Source organism: Bacillus cereus group sp. BfR-BA-01347 (assembly GCF_022663835.1).
Lineage (GTDB): Bacteria > Bacillota > Bacilli > Bacillales > Bacillaceae_G > Bacillus_A > Bacillus_A thuringiensis_K.
The window spans coordinates 104401-119448 of the sequence record NZ_JAKUGG010000004.1 but is presented as its reverse complement, the minus strand read 5'-3'; the positions used below and the strand labels follow the sequence as shown (position 1 = coordinate 119448).

Sequence of the window (15048 nt, the reverse complement as noted above, 5' to 3'; positions counted from 1 at the left end):
TAAGAGGAAAATTTACATAATTCAAATTGTAATTGAAGCAGATTAGGAATTGCTCGTACGTAAGTACAAATATAAAGTGACAGTAAATGCATTATGTTAACAAGTGGAGTTATCATGAATTTTCCATTACGATAACTGTTCATAAATCCGACGAAAATTAATAGCAAAAGGGGGATCGTACAACATTATATCTAAAAAATTAGAAAAGACTTGAACGGAAATTTCATTCATTTTTCTTGGTGTTTCGCATTCCATACACTTAAATAGGATGCATATTCTAATTCATCTGGATTGTCATGTAACATAGAAATGAATTCTAATTTATTTCTATCATAATCTAGAAAGTATACACTTGCAGCGGGCATCCACCTTTGGACAATTGGCTCTTGATTTCCTTTTCCTTGACTTCCTATCACTTCTATTCCACGCTCCTCTAACCACGCTTTAGAAGTCATTAAAAACTCTAAATTTACACCAAAAGCAAAATGTCTCAGCTCAAAGTCTTCGATATTATTTACTTCCCATAGTCCAAGCATTTGTTTTTTATTTTCTCCGACCCAAAAGAAAGCCACTCTTCTTTTGGAGAGTTTTCTTGCTAACGTTAATCCTAGCTTGTTTTGATAGAAATTTATTGCCTTTTCTAAATTTCTTACATGTAAATGAGTCTCGTATATGTTCTGTATCATTATGATCATTCCTTTCTTTCTTGGTAACTACCAGTTGAGTAATGAATGTAATTCTAATAATGTACAGCTATATCTGATATACCTATTTATTATTATATCGAAATTGAAATACGATAAATCCAACTGAGGTAGCAAGTTCAAATGAAAATTTTACTACTTTTGTAGGAGAAGAGAAAAATCCATTAAATTCAGGTGAACTCATATTTAAATAATAAAAAAAGACAACACATGAAGTGAAACGCCACGTGTTGTCTTTTTTGTATCGTGCAATATTACGAAGTTTCGCTAATTTTAGTTTCACTTTGAGTGTTAGTTGCAATTCTTTTCTTAACTTTAAAGTGATAGTAGGTATAGCAAAAGATGATAAATGGTACAGTACAATAAATGCCTAGTCTTTGATCTGGGATAAAGATAAGACTTACTAATATAATGCCATACAATCCAAAACCAAGAATTGGTACAAGGGGATAGAGTGGAGTTCTGAACTTCAAGTCTTCTAATTTTCCACCTTCAGCTAAATAGTGTTTGCGGAAAAAGAATTGAGAAACACAAATTGACATCCAAACAATGATTGTTATGACTCCAGAAATGGAAATTAACCATAAGTAAACCGTTTCAGCAGCTACGACGCTTGTTAAAAGAGAAAAAGCAGAAATAGCTATTGTCATGATTAAAGCGTTGAGAGGAATCCCACGTGATGATAATTTCTTTAAAAATGCTGGAGCCATTTCGTTTTTTGATAAAGACCAAAGCATTCGAGTAGCAGCGTATAGTCCTGAGTTTGCAACAGAAAGAACAGCAGTAAGAATAACAAAGTTCATAATATCAGCTGCATATGGAATACCGATATTATCAAAAACAGCAACGAATGGGCTCTTTGTGAGTCCTGCTTCTTCCCAAGGAATTAAAGCAACAAGAACAAAGATTGCTAAGACGAAGAAAAACATTGTGCGCCATATAATATTTCTAATAGAACGAGGTAAAGTTTTTGCTGGATCTTCACTTTCACCTGCTGCGATTCCGACAAGCTCTGTACCTTGGAAGGAATAATTGACTGTAACCATTGTTAATAGAATAGCTGCAAGTCCATTTGGGAATAAACCACCATGATTTACGAAATTTGAAAATAGCGGAGCTGGTTCGTCGCCTTTTAAATCAATAAAACCGAACATAGCGGCGCCACCAAGAATTATAAAAGCTATAATGGCAGATACTTTTATACTTGAAAACCAAAATTCTGTTTCTGCATAACTACGAGCAGATAATGCGTTAATAGTGAAAATCGTAACGCCAAATATTAAACACCAAACCCAAACAGGAATATCAGGAAACCAGCGCTGCATTGTAATGCCGGCAGTTGTAAATTCAAGACCGGTCGTATTCGCCCAGCTTAACCAATACAACCATCCGATTGTAAAGCCAGTTGCAGGATTGATGAACTTAGTGGCATATTCCTGGAAAGAACCCGAAACAGGCATGGCTACAGCGAGTTCACCAAGACATAGCATAACGAAATACATTAATAATCCACCGGCCATAAAGGCAAGTACGGATCCACCAGGTCCAGCTTGACTTATTATAAAGCCAGATCCGTTAAATAACCCCGTTCCAATCACACCACCGAGTGCAATCATGAATAAGTGTCTACTTTTCATCGTACGTTTTAATTCATTGTTTGTATTGTTTACTTGCGCCATTGTTTTCCTCACTTTCGTAGTTGATAGAATAAAGTTTGATGTTTTTCCGTATTATGGAATGTATTCCGTGATGTGAAATCTTGTTATAATTTTCAGATAATTAAAAAGAAAAGTCAATATTTTTTTGTTTGCGTTTTCAATTCGTTGTTAGTGATATATTTTTATTGTTAGAAAATTGAATAAATATATTGATTTCATTTCGAATGTTTGCTAAATTGATAGTTAATTAAACGTACTAACATACTACGAGTAAAGTTGAGGCGAGTTATGGTACAGTCCATTGATCGAGCGATAAGTATTATTAAATTATTGAATTCTACAAATGAAAAAGAGTATTGGGCTATTTCTGATATAGCAGATGGAACACATCTCCCAGTTAGTACAGTACATAGATTACTTAACTCTCTAATGGAGCATGGGTTAGTTACACAAATACCAGAGACAAAACAGTACAAAATTGGACCAATGTGGATGGAAATAGGGTTACGTCAATTGGAGAAGGTAGACTATAGATCTGTTGCAAGAGAAGTGATGAAGCGGTTGGCCTTTGAAGTCGAAGAAAGTGTCTATTTAAATATTCCAAACGGAACGCATTCTATTATCATTGAAAGAATTGATAGTCCTTTAAAAATTCGAGTTATCGATAATCTAGGGGAACAAATTCCACTTTCAATTGGTGCCGCAAATAAAACGATGCTTGCCAATATGAAAACGAATGAAATGGAACATATTGTAGAATATTTACTTTCTTCATTACCAGAACAAAAGCAAATTCTTCTTAATCAAATAAAGCAAATAAAAAATGAAGGATATGCTGTCAGTTATGGTGAAAAAACAGAAGGGACAGCTTCAGTAGCTGCACCTATTATCGGATTTAATCATAAAGTAGTAGGAGCATTAAGTGTTGGGTTAATTAGTCATCGTATTAATGATGATCGACTATCTTTTCTTATTAGCAAGGTAAAACAAGCAGCTCATGAAATATCAATAAAAATCGGCAGTACATCAGAACTATAATTTTGATAGCTGTCGTCATTTTTTATTCATATACTGGAATTCGTTTTCATAATGCGGAAAAATAGGGGGATTTATATGTCAAAGTGGCAATCAAAAGAACAATTGATTCAATTATTAAGCAGTCTTGTTGAAATTCCTAGTATTACCGGTTCAGAAGCTGAAGTAATATTGCCAGACTTTGTTGTGGAACAATTATCTGAATTACAGTATTTCAAAGAAAACCCGCATCATTTACAAAAAAATCCGACAGGGGACGGACGATATTTTGTTACAGCACTAGTAAAGAAAAAAGATAGTACAAAAAATACTGTAATTCTAGTAAGTCACTTTGATGTTGTAGATGTACAAGATTACGGAGTGTGGAAAGAAGATGCATTTAATCCTAAAAAGTTAACATCTATGTTTTATTCTCATAAAGATGAACTTCCAGACCATGTGCGTGAAGATATAGAACATGGGGAATGGCTGTTTGGTAGAGGAACAATGGATATGAAATGCGGTCTAGCATTACAAATGGCAATGATTGAACAAGCATGTGAAGGAAGATTCGATGGGAATGTTCTTTTATTGGCTGTACCAGATGAAGAAGTGAATTCTGTAGGGATAAGGGCCGCTGTTCCGAGACTGTTAGATTTAGCTAGAGAGCATAACTTAGATTATAAAACGGTCTTAAACTCAGAGCCTATGTTTTCAAGACATCCTGGTGACCAAAATAAGTATATTTACACTGGCTCTATTGGTAAAGTGTTACCTGGTTTTCTTTGCTATGGAAAAGAGACACATGTAGGTGAACCTTTTGCAGGCTTAAATGGGAGTTATATGGCTTCATTAATAACAGCAGAATTAGAGTTAAACACAGACCTTTGTGATATTGTAGAAGGGGAAGCGAGTCCTCCGCCAACTAACTTACTTCAAAGGGACTTAAAGGAGGATTATTCTGTACAAATTCCGCATCGTGCAGTTACATTATTTAATTTGTTTTTATTAGAAAAATCAATGACAGATGTAGTTTCATTGTTACGTCAAAAAGTAACGAAAGTAGCAGAGAAAATAGAAGAGTCGTATGAAAAACATGCGTATCGTTTTTCTAAATATAATCCATTTATACCACCTAATCTCAAAGTAAATGTATTAACGTATGAAGAGCTTATCACATATGCAATTGAGCAACATGGACAAGAAAAAATAAATCATATTCAATCTAATATTATAAAAAATAGAGAAGATAAAGATGATCGTGCGGTAACGATTGATTTAGTAGATAAATTAGCGATTTTATGTAAAGAAAAGGCACCGATGATTGTACTTTTCTTCGCTCCGCCGTACTATCCAGCTGTGAGTTCACGCAACAATCCTTTAATAAAAGAGGTAGTTGTAGAAATGGAAAAGTATGCACACTACAATCATAAGATTACATTTGAAAACCAAAATTATTTTGGGGGGATTTCAGATTTAAGCTATGTAGGCTTGCAGTATCCACTACATTCAATGAGTTCACTTGTAGACAATATGCCATTATGGGATAAAGGTTACTCGATTCCACTTCAGGAACTAGAAGAGTTTGACGTTCCAGTATTAAATATGGGGCCGGTAGGAAAAGATGCCCATCAATGGACAGAACGTTTAGATGTAAATTACGCATTTGAAACGCTATTAGACATGTTACCGAAATGCATTGAAAAATTATTAGTTTCTAATAAAATTACACAAGTAAAGTAGTGTGATGAGTAAAATTATTTTAATATAATTAAAAACTAAAACGGCCAAACTCAAGTATATTCGAATTTGGCCGTTTATCATGTAGTGCATTTCTAGTTAAATTCATATGAATTCATAGCTAACATGATCTCTTTTATCGTTTTATTTTTTTGTTTGGCTAGACAGTTCAATAGACTTTTGCGTACAGCGCTGCATAGCTGAAATGATGGCTGTGCGTAAGCCTTTTTCCTCTAATGTTGCTACAGCTTCTATCGTTGTTCCGCCAGGAGAACAAACCATATCTTTCAATTCACCTGGATGTATTCCTGTTTCTAGTACCATTTTTGCAGACCCTAATACAGCTTGAGCAGCGAATTTATATGCTTGATTTCTAGGCATACCATCTAGTACAGCAGCATCTGCCATCGCCTCTATAATCATATATACGTATGCTGGTGAAGAACCGCTTACTGATGTAACAACATCCATTAATTTTTCACTTACAATCTCTGCTTGACCAAAGCTATTGAAAATGTTTAGCACATCTTCTAAATCTTTTTCTGTCACCATTTCATTAGGGCATAACGCAGACATTCCTTCTCCAACAAGAGCAGGTGTATTAGGCATTACTCTTACAACTTTTAATTTTTTATCAAAAGCTTCTTCAGTACTTTTAATGCTTTTGCCGGCAGCGATCGTTACGACGATAACATCGTTTTTGATGACTTCTTTTATTTCGTTAATGACCGCTGCGTATAGGTCCGGTTTAATTGATAAAATTAAAATATCAGCATTTTTAGCTACCTCATTATTGTCAGTAGTTGTAGTTAGCCCATATTTTTCGTTAGCATGTTTTAAATTCGTAGTGTTTAAATCCGAACAAATAACATGATTTGCAGACACTACCTTTTTGTTTAGCATTCCGCCAATGATAGCCATTCCCATATTTCCGCATCCGATGAATCCAATTTGTTTATCCATAATAACTCAATCTTGCCCCTTTTTAATAAATTATATTATTTCGAAATTGTTATCTTAAAATAACAATAACATCTCCATGCAATATAAAGAAACATTCTAAGAGAATATATTCCTTTTTGCAACAGTAAAAGATAAAAATGAATTATATTCGACATTCTGTAAATATATACACTATAATGTAAGGTATTATGTTTATGAATATGAGTTGCAGTTATATCAATTTGTATTTTCATTCAGTAGGGCAATCATTTCATACAAGAACTTGTCGCTCTATTTATTTTTTAAAATACCTCTTGACACCAAATCAAACTATATCGCATAATATAAAAAAATTAAACCGAAAATCGTTGAAGGGAAATAGTACATATGTCTTCTTGCGAAAGAGAGTGGAATTCACCGGCTGAAAGATTCCTCGTATAGAATATATCGAACCTATCCCTGAGTCTTAAATGAAAGTTTAGGCGTTCGCCTGCGTTATAGGCGCCAAGTGGATATCTATGTATATCAATTAAGGTGGTACCGCGGAACAATGACCGTTTCGTCCTTTTTATTTTATTAAGGGCGAAGCGGTCATTTTTATTTTGCTCTTGAATAGGCTAGGTGCAGCAATAATGAGAATAGAAATGACTGAAAGCTGTATGAATAAAAGTGTAATGTATAAAAAACTTTGATTTTAGATTTGGGGGATACAAAAGTGAAAAAACAACGAGTTGTCGTTAAGATTGGGAGCAGCTCCTTGGCAGATAGTCACGGAGGCATTTCTAAAGAACAACTTTCAGATCATGTTGCCGCATTGGCTCGATTGAAAGAGGAAGGACATGAAGTTTTGTTAATTACATCTGGAGCCGTTGCTGCAGGTTTTTCTGCTCTAGGATATCCAAGTAGACCTGTGACAATTAAAGGAAAACAGGCTGCTGCGGCTGTCGGACAAAGCTTGTTAATGCAGGCGTACACGGAGGAATTCCGTAAATATGGTATTGTAACTGCGCAATTATTGCTGACGAGAAGTGACTTTTCTAGAAAAGAACAATATAGTAACGCTTACGCTACTTTAGGAGAGTTATTAAACCGTTCTGCTCTTCCAATCATTAATGAAAATGATTCCATTTCTTTAGAAGAGCTAACGTTCGGTGATAATGATATGCTGTCAGCTTTAGTAAGCGGACTTGTTTCGGCGGATATGCTGATGATTTTTACAGATGTGAACGGTTTATATGACAAAAATCCTCAGAAAAATGAGGATGCAAAAAAATATTATTTCCTTCCTGAAGTTACAGAAGAAATCGCTTCTCTTGCAGGAGATGCTGGCTCAAAACTTGGGACTGGCGGAATGAAATCAAAAATCGATGCTGCAAAGACAGCACTCTCTCTTGGTGCGAGTGTATTTATTGGAACAGGACGTGGACAAGAGAAATTTGTAGATGTTTTAAAGGGCAAAGGTGATGGAACATATATCGGAAATGCTCCTCAAAAAGAAATGAAGATGAACAAGCAATGGATCGCGTTGCATTCGCTCGTTAGCGGACAAATTGAAGTAGACGCTGGTGCAGCTACTGCTATCATTCAGCATGGTAAGAGTCTTCTTCCTGCCGGCGTTACAAATGTGTCAGGATTTTTCAAAGTTGGCGATGTCGTAGAAGTAATGACGCAACAAGGGCACGTAATTGGAAAAGGGCAATGCACCTATAGCGCAGAGGAATTAAGAGAGATAAAAGGTATGCAAAGCCAACATATTCAAGCAAGAGGCGAAAGACATAATTATGAAGTTATTCATAGAGATTATTGGGTTTCACTTTAAGAATAGTGATGTTAAAAAGGAGGAAACAAAAATGAATGAAGTGTTGGCAAAGGGGAAAAGGGCGAAAGAAGTTGCTAGAGAACTTGTACTAAAATCTACAAGTCAAAAAAACGAAGCACTTGCTGCCATTGCTGAAAGGTTAATAGTAGAAACAGCTTATATTTTAGAGGAAAACAAACGAGATATCGAAGAAGGTAAGGCAAAAGGATTTTCTGATTCACTCCTTGATCGTCTAATGCTGAATGAACAGCGTATCATTGATATGGCAGAGGGAATTAAGCAATTAATTGAATTACGTGATCCTGTTGGAGAATGTGTAAGCAAATGGGAGCGACCAAATGGACTATTTATTCAGGAGATGCGTGTACCACTTGGTGTTGTTGGTATGATTTATGAGGCAAGGCCAAATGTAACAGTAGATGCTGCTACAATTTGTTTAAAGACAGGAAACGCAGTTATATTACGTGGTAGTTCTTCTGCTATCAATTCTAACAAAGCTATTGTTGACGTTATTCACCGGGCGCTTAAACAAACAAGCTTGCCTCCAGAAAGTGTACAGCTCATAGAAGACACAACACGGGATAGCGCAAAGCAGTTGTTTACAATGAATGATTACTTAGACGTTCTTATTCCAAGAGGTGGCAAACAATTAATTGATACGGTAGTGAGAGAAGCATCTGTTCCAGTACTTGAAACGGGTGCAGGAAATTGTCATATTTTCATTGATGAAACAGCGAATAAACAAATGGCAATTGATATTATTATAAATGCAAAAACGCAGCGTCCATCTGTATGTAATGCCATTGAAACGATTGTACTTCATGAGAAGTGGGCGCGGCGATATGGTAGCGAGTTGTTTTCTACTTTGAAGGAAAGCGGCGTGGAGTTACGTGGTGATCAGAAAGCATTGGTAATTGATTCTTCAATAGTACTTGCTTCAGAAGAAGACTGGGGTACAGAATTTTTATCACTCATGCTGGCAGTGAAGGTAGTTTCTTCTATAGAAGAAGCGATTCATCACATAAATACGTATGGATCTATGCATTCCGAAGCGATTATTTCAGAAAACGAGGAAAACGTCAGCAAATTCTTCACAGCTGTAGATGCGGCTGCACTGTATCATAATGCGTCAACTCGTTTTACTGATGGATCTGAATTCGGATTCGGCGCAGAAATTGGCATCAGTACACAAAAGTTACACGTAAGAGGACCAATGGGGCTTCCTGCATTAACTTCTACAAAATATGTGATTCGTGGAAATGGTCAAATTCGAAAATAAAAATAGAAGACACTCAATTCGATTGGGTGTCTTTCGTTTTAAAGAATGTTTACCATACAAATAGTCCAACAAGCATAGCGCTTAATAAAGAAACCGCCATTCCGCTAACAAGAAGCTTCCAAACATTTTTACCGATGACTGATGATTTTTCTCCGCCAAATAATGAATTGTAAGTTCCGTAAATCATACCTACTGTACTAAAGTTAGCAAAAGAAGCTAGAAATGTTGTTGCAACCGCAATCGTATGTGGTTGTAGCGACTTTAAGTTTGATTTTAAATCCATCATTGCAACAAATTCATTTGTCGTTATTTTGATCCCCATTAATTCAGCTACATACATAGCATCACTGCCTGATAAACCGAGTAAAAATGCAAAAGGACTAAAGATAATGGAGAAGATTTTTTGAATTGTTAACCCTGTTACAAAAAATCCTAAAATCCCATTTAAACATGCTGTTAAAGCTACATAACCAATTACCATAGCTAAAATAACGATAACCATATTCATCCCAACTAACATACTGTTTGAAATAGTAGAAAAGAAATCCTTTTTTTCATGTTTTGAAGGTGTGTAAACAACGTCTTCTTCTTTCGAAACTTCCACAGGATTTAATACATTGGCTAAAATTAATGCGTTAATACAGTTTAATGGGATTGCGCTGAAAATATATGTTGCTGGAACCATTGATAAATAAGCACCAAGAATGGATCCGCTAACGCTACTCATACTCATAATTCCAAAAGTTAATAATCGATTTTCTTTTAAAACAGATAATTGATCACGAACAACCGCAAGTGCTTCGGTGTTTCCTAAAAACATCATTTGAATCGAAAAGAAACTTTCTAACTTTGGTAAACGAGAAATCTTTGAAATAACTGCACCTACTTTATCAATAATCCAAGTTAAGATTCCGAAATAAGAAAGAATATCGAAAAAAGTAATAACAAAAATGATAGGAAGTAACGCACTAAAGAAGAAATCAATGTGCTGACTTTCCATAGCTGAAGGAAATGCAAATCGAATACCTTCATTCGCACATGCTAGTAGCCAACTGAAAAATGACGCAATTTTATTAATGATAATACTGCCGAGCTTTGTGCCTAACATAAACCACGTAATAAAAAGCTCCAATAGGATGAGAATTACAATTGGTCTCCATTTTATATGTTTTTTATTAGGCGAACATAAGAAAACGATTAATATGACAACGAAAATCCCTAACATATTCAATATGAAATACATGTCAACAACTCCTTGAGGCTTATTATTTGTATATAAAAAAGCCTCTATTCTTCCAAATTTGGATTATGATCAGAAGTTATGAAGAAGGTAAATGATGTTTGGGATTCACGTATTTTAATTTGCTTTATTTTGAGCAATCGCAGTAATTACAAAACAAGTAGCTATTTTCAATTGCTTTGTTGGATATTAAACGTATGCGATTTTAAACATCGTTTATCTCGGATTAACGGGCAGTAAGACTTCCACCTCAAAATTCAGGGAAAGCAAAGAAGTGAGGTGGGGATGGGCTGCCGCAAAATCCCGATTGGTAAGAGCTGATTAAAATTTCACTTTATAAATAAGAACGGTGAGTTGGCCATGAACCTTGAAGTTTCCGAAGCTGTATAATTTGTCCTGTATGATAAGCATCATGCAAAAGGATATTCATATATTGTTGCCAAACTGGTAGAGAAGGACTTAGTTGATCTAGTTCTGCTTCTTGAAGGGCGGTTAATGAAGATTGTAAGGTATCATGTACTTGAAGCGTTCGCTTTACTGTTTGTTGCCAAGCGTTATCATCATTAGGCTCACCTTGGATAAAGGTTTCATCATTATTTTGTGGAGCAACAAATGTGTTGTCTTCATGTAAGCGGGAAAGTAGGCGTTCTTTAAAGATTAATAAATGGTTCACATTTTCCCAAATCGTATTACTGGCAGCACCTTCTGGTTGCCAACATGCTTGTTCAGCAGTAAGATTTTTTAACGCTTCTGATATTGGTGGGTACCATTCTTCTTCGTAAAAAACTTGTTGGACTCCATTTTGCAACATTTCTTTTCTCCCCATTCGTATAGCCTCCTATTCATTTTTCTTAATAAAATCAATTCTCTTTTCTCTTCAATAAACCTTCTTTATAGCTGATCAAGAGAAGGAAATGCAATGTATAAAAGAGGCATTAAAAACTTTCATTTTTAATAATCAAGGTTTTAATTGAGTCAGAATAAAAAAGAGTATAAATCTTTTCTATTTGCTCATTGATTAGAATATTTTTAAAGTTGTAATATAATTCTAAAAATATAGAAGGTATAATTCGATAAAAATAGAATTAAATATATAGCAAACAAGGAGGGATAAAAATGGAGGTCTATCACATAACGAGTAGAAAGAGAGAAACTTATAACGTTCAAGTGAAATATTCGATACTTTTCGAATGTGCACTTGGCATTGCTGCGATTACTCATAAGCGGTTAATTGATACTCTTGAAAAGAGTCAAAATGAATGGGAAGAAATTAAGAAATCATTAACAGAAGAAATGAGAGAGCACTTACAGTTTGTAGAGGAACATAATACGTGGAAAGCGTTACTTCAGTTGTTGTATAAAGGGGAGTTTCAGGAAATATCACAGTTTCATACTAAAATCAATGCGCTTTCAGAAGTAGATTTGAAATATATATGTTTACCGTTTTTAGGCGAGAAGCATGAAAAGAAAAGACATTTAGCAGCGAGTGGAGACGTAACTGCAATACATGAACTAGAGGAACTAACGCAGGATCATCAGTTTTTCTCTACGTATATTCGTTTTATATGTAATGTGGATGTACAAGTGCTGAAACCTCATTTAATCGCTGTAATGACAGGTTGGTATGAGAGTGTTATTCAGAAAGAGGAAGAGAAAATACTTTCTATATTACAAAGAGACTATGAAGCGAAAAATGAGATGAATAAAAAGATGAAACCGGAAGAGTTCGTCGAGTGGGCGACTGGCGGTGTGAACTATATGCCAGAACCAAGTGTTCATAATGTACTTCTTATCCCGCAAATGACGTACAGACCGTGGAATATTGAGGCGGATATTGAAGATACGAAAGTATTTCATTACCCAGTTGCAAACGAAAGCATCCATCCTGAAGATCTATATGAACCGAATTATTTTTTAGTTCAAAAACATAAGGCGCTTGGGGATGAAGCAAGGTTACGCATTGTAAAAATGTTGTTTGAAAAAGAAAGAACATTGCAGGAAATTACAGAAAGACTGCAACTCGGTAAATCGACTGTACACCATCATTTGAAATTGTTACGTGCAGCGAAGTTAGTAGATATACATGACGGGAAATATGTATTAAGAAAGAAAGCAGTACAGTCGTTAGCGAAAGAATTAGATATGTTTTTGAATAGATAATTAACAACGAGAATGTACATAGAGGGAGGAATATAAAAGAAAAGTTGGTGTATGAAATTGAAAAATGTATTGAAAAATCGTTCGTTCTTTTTCATGTGGATAGGTAGCGCGATTTCAGAATTGGGCGGGGCTTTCGGAACGTTATGTAATTCGATTCTTGTTTATGAATTAACAGGGTCAAAAACAGCTTTAAGTAGTATGTGGCTATTATATTTCATCCCATCACTCATACTGCAATTAATAAGTGGCCCATTTATTGATAAATGGAGCCGGAAGTGGATTATGATTTTTTCACAATGGATACGAGCATCCGTATTCTTATTACCTTTGGTGATGCTAGTTACAGGTAGTATAGAAGTTTGGCATATTTATGTTGTTCAAATTGTAGTGGGACTTATTACACCTCTTTATACACCTGCGAGTCAGGCAATTACACCGAGCATTGTAAGTAAAGAACAACTTCAAGACGCAAATGCGTATATTGATGGAATGACTCGTCTCATGATGTTTCTTGCGCCAGTATTAGGTGGAGTAGTCATTCATTTCATTGGAACAGAACTTACATTATCTTTCGTATGTATTTGTCTATTTGTTAGTGGTGCTTTCTTACTTTATATAAAAGAAAAGAGAACTACAACAGATATACGAAAAACGTGGCTAGAACAATTCCTTCAAGGTTTTACATATTTTTTTACAAAACCAATCATCGTTTGGCTCGGTATATTTCTTACTTTTGTGCAGTTTGGAGTAGGGGTAACAATGGTCACAAATCTTCCTTATATAAAAGACGAGCTGTCAGCAGGATATGCAGAGTACGGCTATTTCATGGCAGGTTTTCCACTTGGCTATGTAATTGGCTCAGTATTAGTCGGAAAAGTAACATATAAAAGCCGGCGTATACTTATGCTTGGAGGATTGTTTATAGGAGGACTCACATACATTTCATTAGGGTTCAATCATAGTATTATTATTGCAATAATAATTGAAGTAATAGCAGGGATTTGTATTGCATTTTTCAATGTTTATAACACAACAATATGCCAACAAACCGTGCCGAATAATATGATAGGACAAGTATTTTCAGTGCGTTTATTTTTCATACGATCCGCTATGCCGTTAGGTGTGTTAGTAGGGGGAATATTGAGTGAAATGTGGGGAGTAAGAGTGCTATATTTAATCATCGGTGCAATTATATGTGTCACCTCTTTAATAGGAATGTTACTTCCATATTTCAAATTTTTAGATGAGGCGATAGAAAAGAAATCAGCATAATTCAAAAAATTAAAACTTTACAATTGAAAATAATTATCATAATCAATTATAATAGAAGAATAGTAGTATTCGTATTACAAAGAGGGAGTGGGATATATGTTTATCGAAACGAAAACATTTACAGTAAAAGAAGGTACATCAAATATAGTTGTAGAACGTTTCACTGGAGAAGGTATTATTGAAAAATTTGAAGGCTTTATCGACTTGAGTGTTCTTGTGAAAAAAGTAAGACGAGGAGACGAAGAAGTTGTCGTTATGATTCGCTGGGAATCGGAAGAAGCATGGAAAAACTGGGAAACAAGTGAAGAACACTTAGCTGGACATAGAGCGGGCCGTGGTAAACCAAAACCAGATCATATTATTAATGTGGATCATGCGGTTTATTATGTGAAATCATCGAAAGCGGCTTATCAACAGTCGTAATATACAAGCAGAGGATACATGTTGTAGAAGCAAACATGTATCCTCTTTTTTAATACTGGGGGATGGGAATGATAGAAAATTTTTCATTCATTTAAAAAAAGTTCTAGGCTATAGAAAAAATATTAGACTTATAAAGCATGGTCTTAGATGGAACGCTTGAATATCTTGTCTTACATATTTAAGTGTTATGAAAATGAGTCTATATACCCTCTGTTTAAAAGGAGATGAGTACATGAAGCTGAATCATTTAAATTTATGTGTTGATGATTTATCCCGCATTAACGGGCAGTAAGACCCCCACCTCAAAATTCAGCTAAAGAAAAGAAGTTAGGTGGGGGATCAACTGCTCGTAAAAGCCCGATTGATTCAACTAATAATCAGTGGGGGATGAATAAAACCCCACTAATTAAAGTTTCACTTTATCAGAAGCGACATATTTCTTTGAAACATTTTTTGATTTTCAATTTTTGGAGCAAAAGGGAAAGGCACTAGTAGTGATGAGAGTTGATTTATACTTGTACTAAGTGATCCAAAGGCATTTAAGGGGAATAAGGAAGTTACGTATCCGGAAGCTTTTCATATTGGTTTTTTAGTGGATACATCAAGTGAAGTGGATCAAGCGTATAATCGTTTAGTAGCCGGCGGCATTGAAATAGACAAGGAACCTTATTCGATGAGAGGTAGTAGTTATGGTTTTTATTTTACAGTATTTAATGGCTTATTAATTGAAGTGTCTTGTCTTGATTATAGAGAAGATAAGAAAGTTTCAAAGCTTAATAGTGATCATCAAGAGTAAT

12 protein-coding genes, 1 pseudogene and 1 other annotated feature are annotated in these 15048 nt (G+C 35.1%); of the genes and pseudogenes, 8 read left to right on the top strand and 5 right to left on the bottom strand.

The window, feature by feature from the left end:
- Nucleotides 1-227 precede the first annotated feature (227 nt).
- Entirely contained in the window at nucleotides 228-686 is a 459-nt protein-coding gene (locus MR143_RS08770; RefSeq protein WP_199717581.1) for a VOC family protein, read from the bottom strand.
- Nucleotides 687-958: 272 nt separating this feature from the next.
- The gene (locus MR143_RS08765) at nucleotides 959-2383 is read right to left on the bottom strand and encodes an amino acid permease (RefSeq protein WP_202822180.1); all 1425 of its coding nucleotides are present in this window, start codon (nucleotides 2381-2383) and stop codon (nucleotides 959-961) included.
- Nucleotides 2384-2650: 267 nt separating this feature from the next.
- Here MR143_RS08765 and MR143_RS08760 point away from each other — a divergent pair, with 267 nt between their 5' ends.
- On the top strand, nucleotides 2651-3400 hold the full coding sequence (locus MR143_RS08760) for an IclR family transcriptional regulator (protein WP_098022294.1): 750 nt from the start codon (nucleotides 2651-2653) through the stop codon (nucleotides 3398-3400).
- Between the two features lie 51 nt (nucleotides 3401-3451).
- Nucleotides 3452-5119, top strand: coding sequence for a M20/M25/M40 family metallo-hydrolase (locus MR143_RS08755; protein WP_242280707.1), 1668 nt, complete (start codon nucleotides 3452-3454; stop codon nucleotides 5117-5119).
- A 141-nt stretch (nucleotides 5120-5260) separates the two neighbouring features.
- Here the strand turns inward: MR143_RS08755 and proC are convergent, their stop codons facing one another.
- Nucleotides 5261-6079, bottom strand: coding sequence for a pyrroline-5-carboxylate reductase (gene proC / locus MR143_RS08750; RefSeq protein ID WP_000360712.1), 819 nt, complete (start codon nucleotides 6077-6079; stop codon nucleotides 5261-5263).
- A 338-nt stretch (nucleotides 6080-6417) separates the two neighbouring features.
- Nucleotides 6418-6628, top strand: a binding site (T-box leader).
- A 145-nt stretch (nucleotides 6629-6773) separates the two neighbouring features.
- Here proC and proB point away from each other — a divergent pair.
- Both proB and MR143_RS08740 read left to right on the top strand, forming a co-directional pair.
- Nucleotides 6774-7877, top strand: coding sequence for a glutamate 5-kinase (proB, locus tag MR143_RS08745; RefSeq protein WP_000744796.1), 1104 nt, complete (start codon nucleotides 6774-6776; stop codon nucleotides 7875-7877).
- A 31-nt stretch (nucleotides 7878-7908) separates the two neighbouring features.
- On the top strand, nucleotides 7909-9156 hold the full coding sequence (locus MR143_RS08740) for a glutamate-5-semialdehyde dehydrogenase (RefSeq protein ID WP_002181437.1): 1248 nt from the start codon (nucleotides 7909-7911) through the stop codon (nucleotides 9154-9156).
- 49 nt (nucleotides 9157-9205) lie between these two features.
- Here the strand turns inward: MR143_RS08740 and MR143_RS08735 are convergent, their stop codons facing one another.
- The gene (locus MR143_RS08735; RefSeq protein WP_000273601.1) at nucleotides 9206-10399 is read right to left on the bottom strand and encodes a NupC/NupG family nucleoside CNT transporter; all 1194 of its coding nucleotides are present in this window, start codon (nucleotides 10397-10399) and stop codon (nucleotides 9206-9208) included.
- Between the two features lie 331 nt (nucleotides 10400-10730).
- Nucleotides 10731-11222: a DinB family protein gene (locus MR143_RS08730; protein ID WP_000532730.1), complete on the bottom strand. Its 492-nt coding sequence runs from the start codon at nucleotides 11220-11222 to the stop codon at nucleotides 10731-10733.
- A 290-nt stretch (nucleotides 11223-11512) separates the two neighbouring features.
- Between MR143_RS08730 and MR143_RS08725 the strand changes: the two genes are divergently transcribed.
- From MR143_RS08725 to MR143_RS08710, 4 genes and pseudogenes are all read left to right on the top strand, one after another.
- On the top strand, nucleotides 11513-12556 hold the full coding sequence (locus MR143_RS08725; protein WP_000454557.1) for an ArsR/SmtB family transcription factor: 1044 nt from the start codon (nucleotides 11513-11515) through the stop codon (nucleotides 12554-12556).
- A 51-nt stretch (nucleotides 12557-12607) separates the two neighbouring features.
- A complete protein-coding gene (locus tag MR143_RS08720; protein ID WP_000769367.1) occupies nucleotides 12608-13828 on the top strand; it encodes an MFS transporter in 1221 nt (406 codons plus the stop codon).
- Between the two features lie 96 nt (nucleotides 13829-13924).
- Entirely contained in the window at nucleotides 13925-14251 is a 327-nt protein-coding gene (gene hmoA, locus MR143_RS08715; protein WP_000469496.1) for a heme-degrading monooxygenase HmoA, read from the top strand.
- A gap of 419 nt (nucleotides 14252-14670) precedes the next feature.
- A pseudogene (locus tag MR143_RS08710) lies at nucleotides 14671-15047 on the top strand (VOC family protein); the annotation flags it as partial.
- Between the last annotated feature and the right edge of the window lies 1 nt (nucleotide 15048).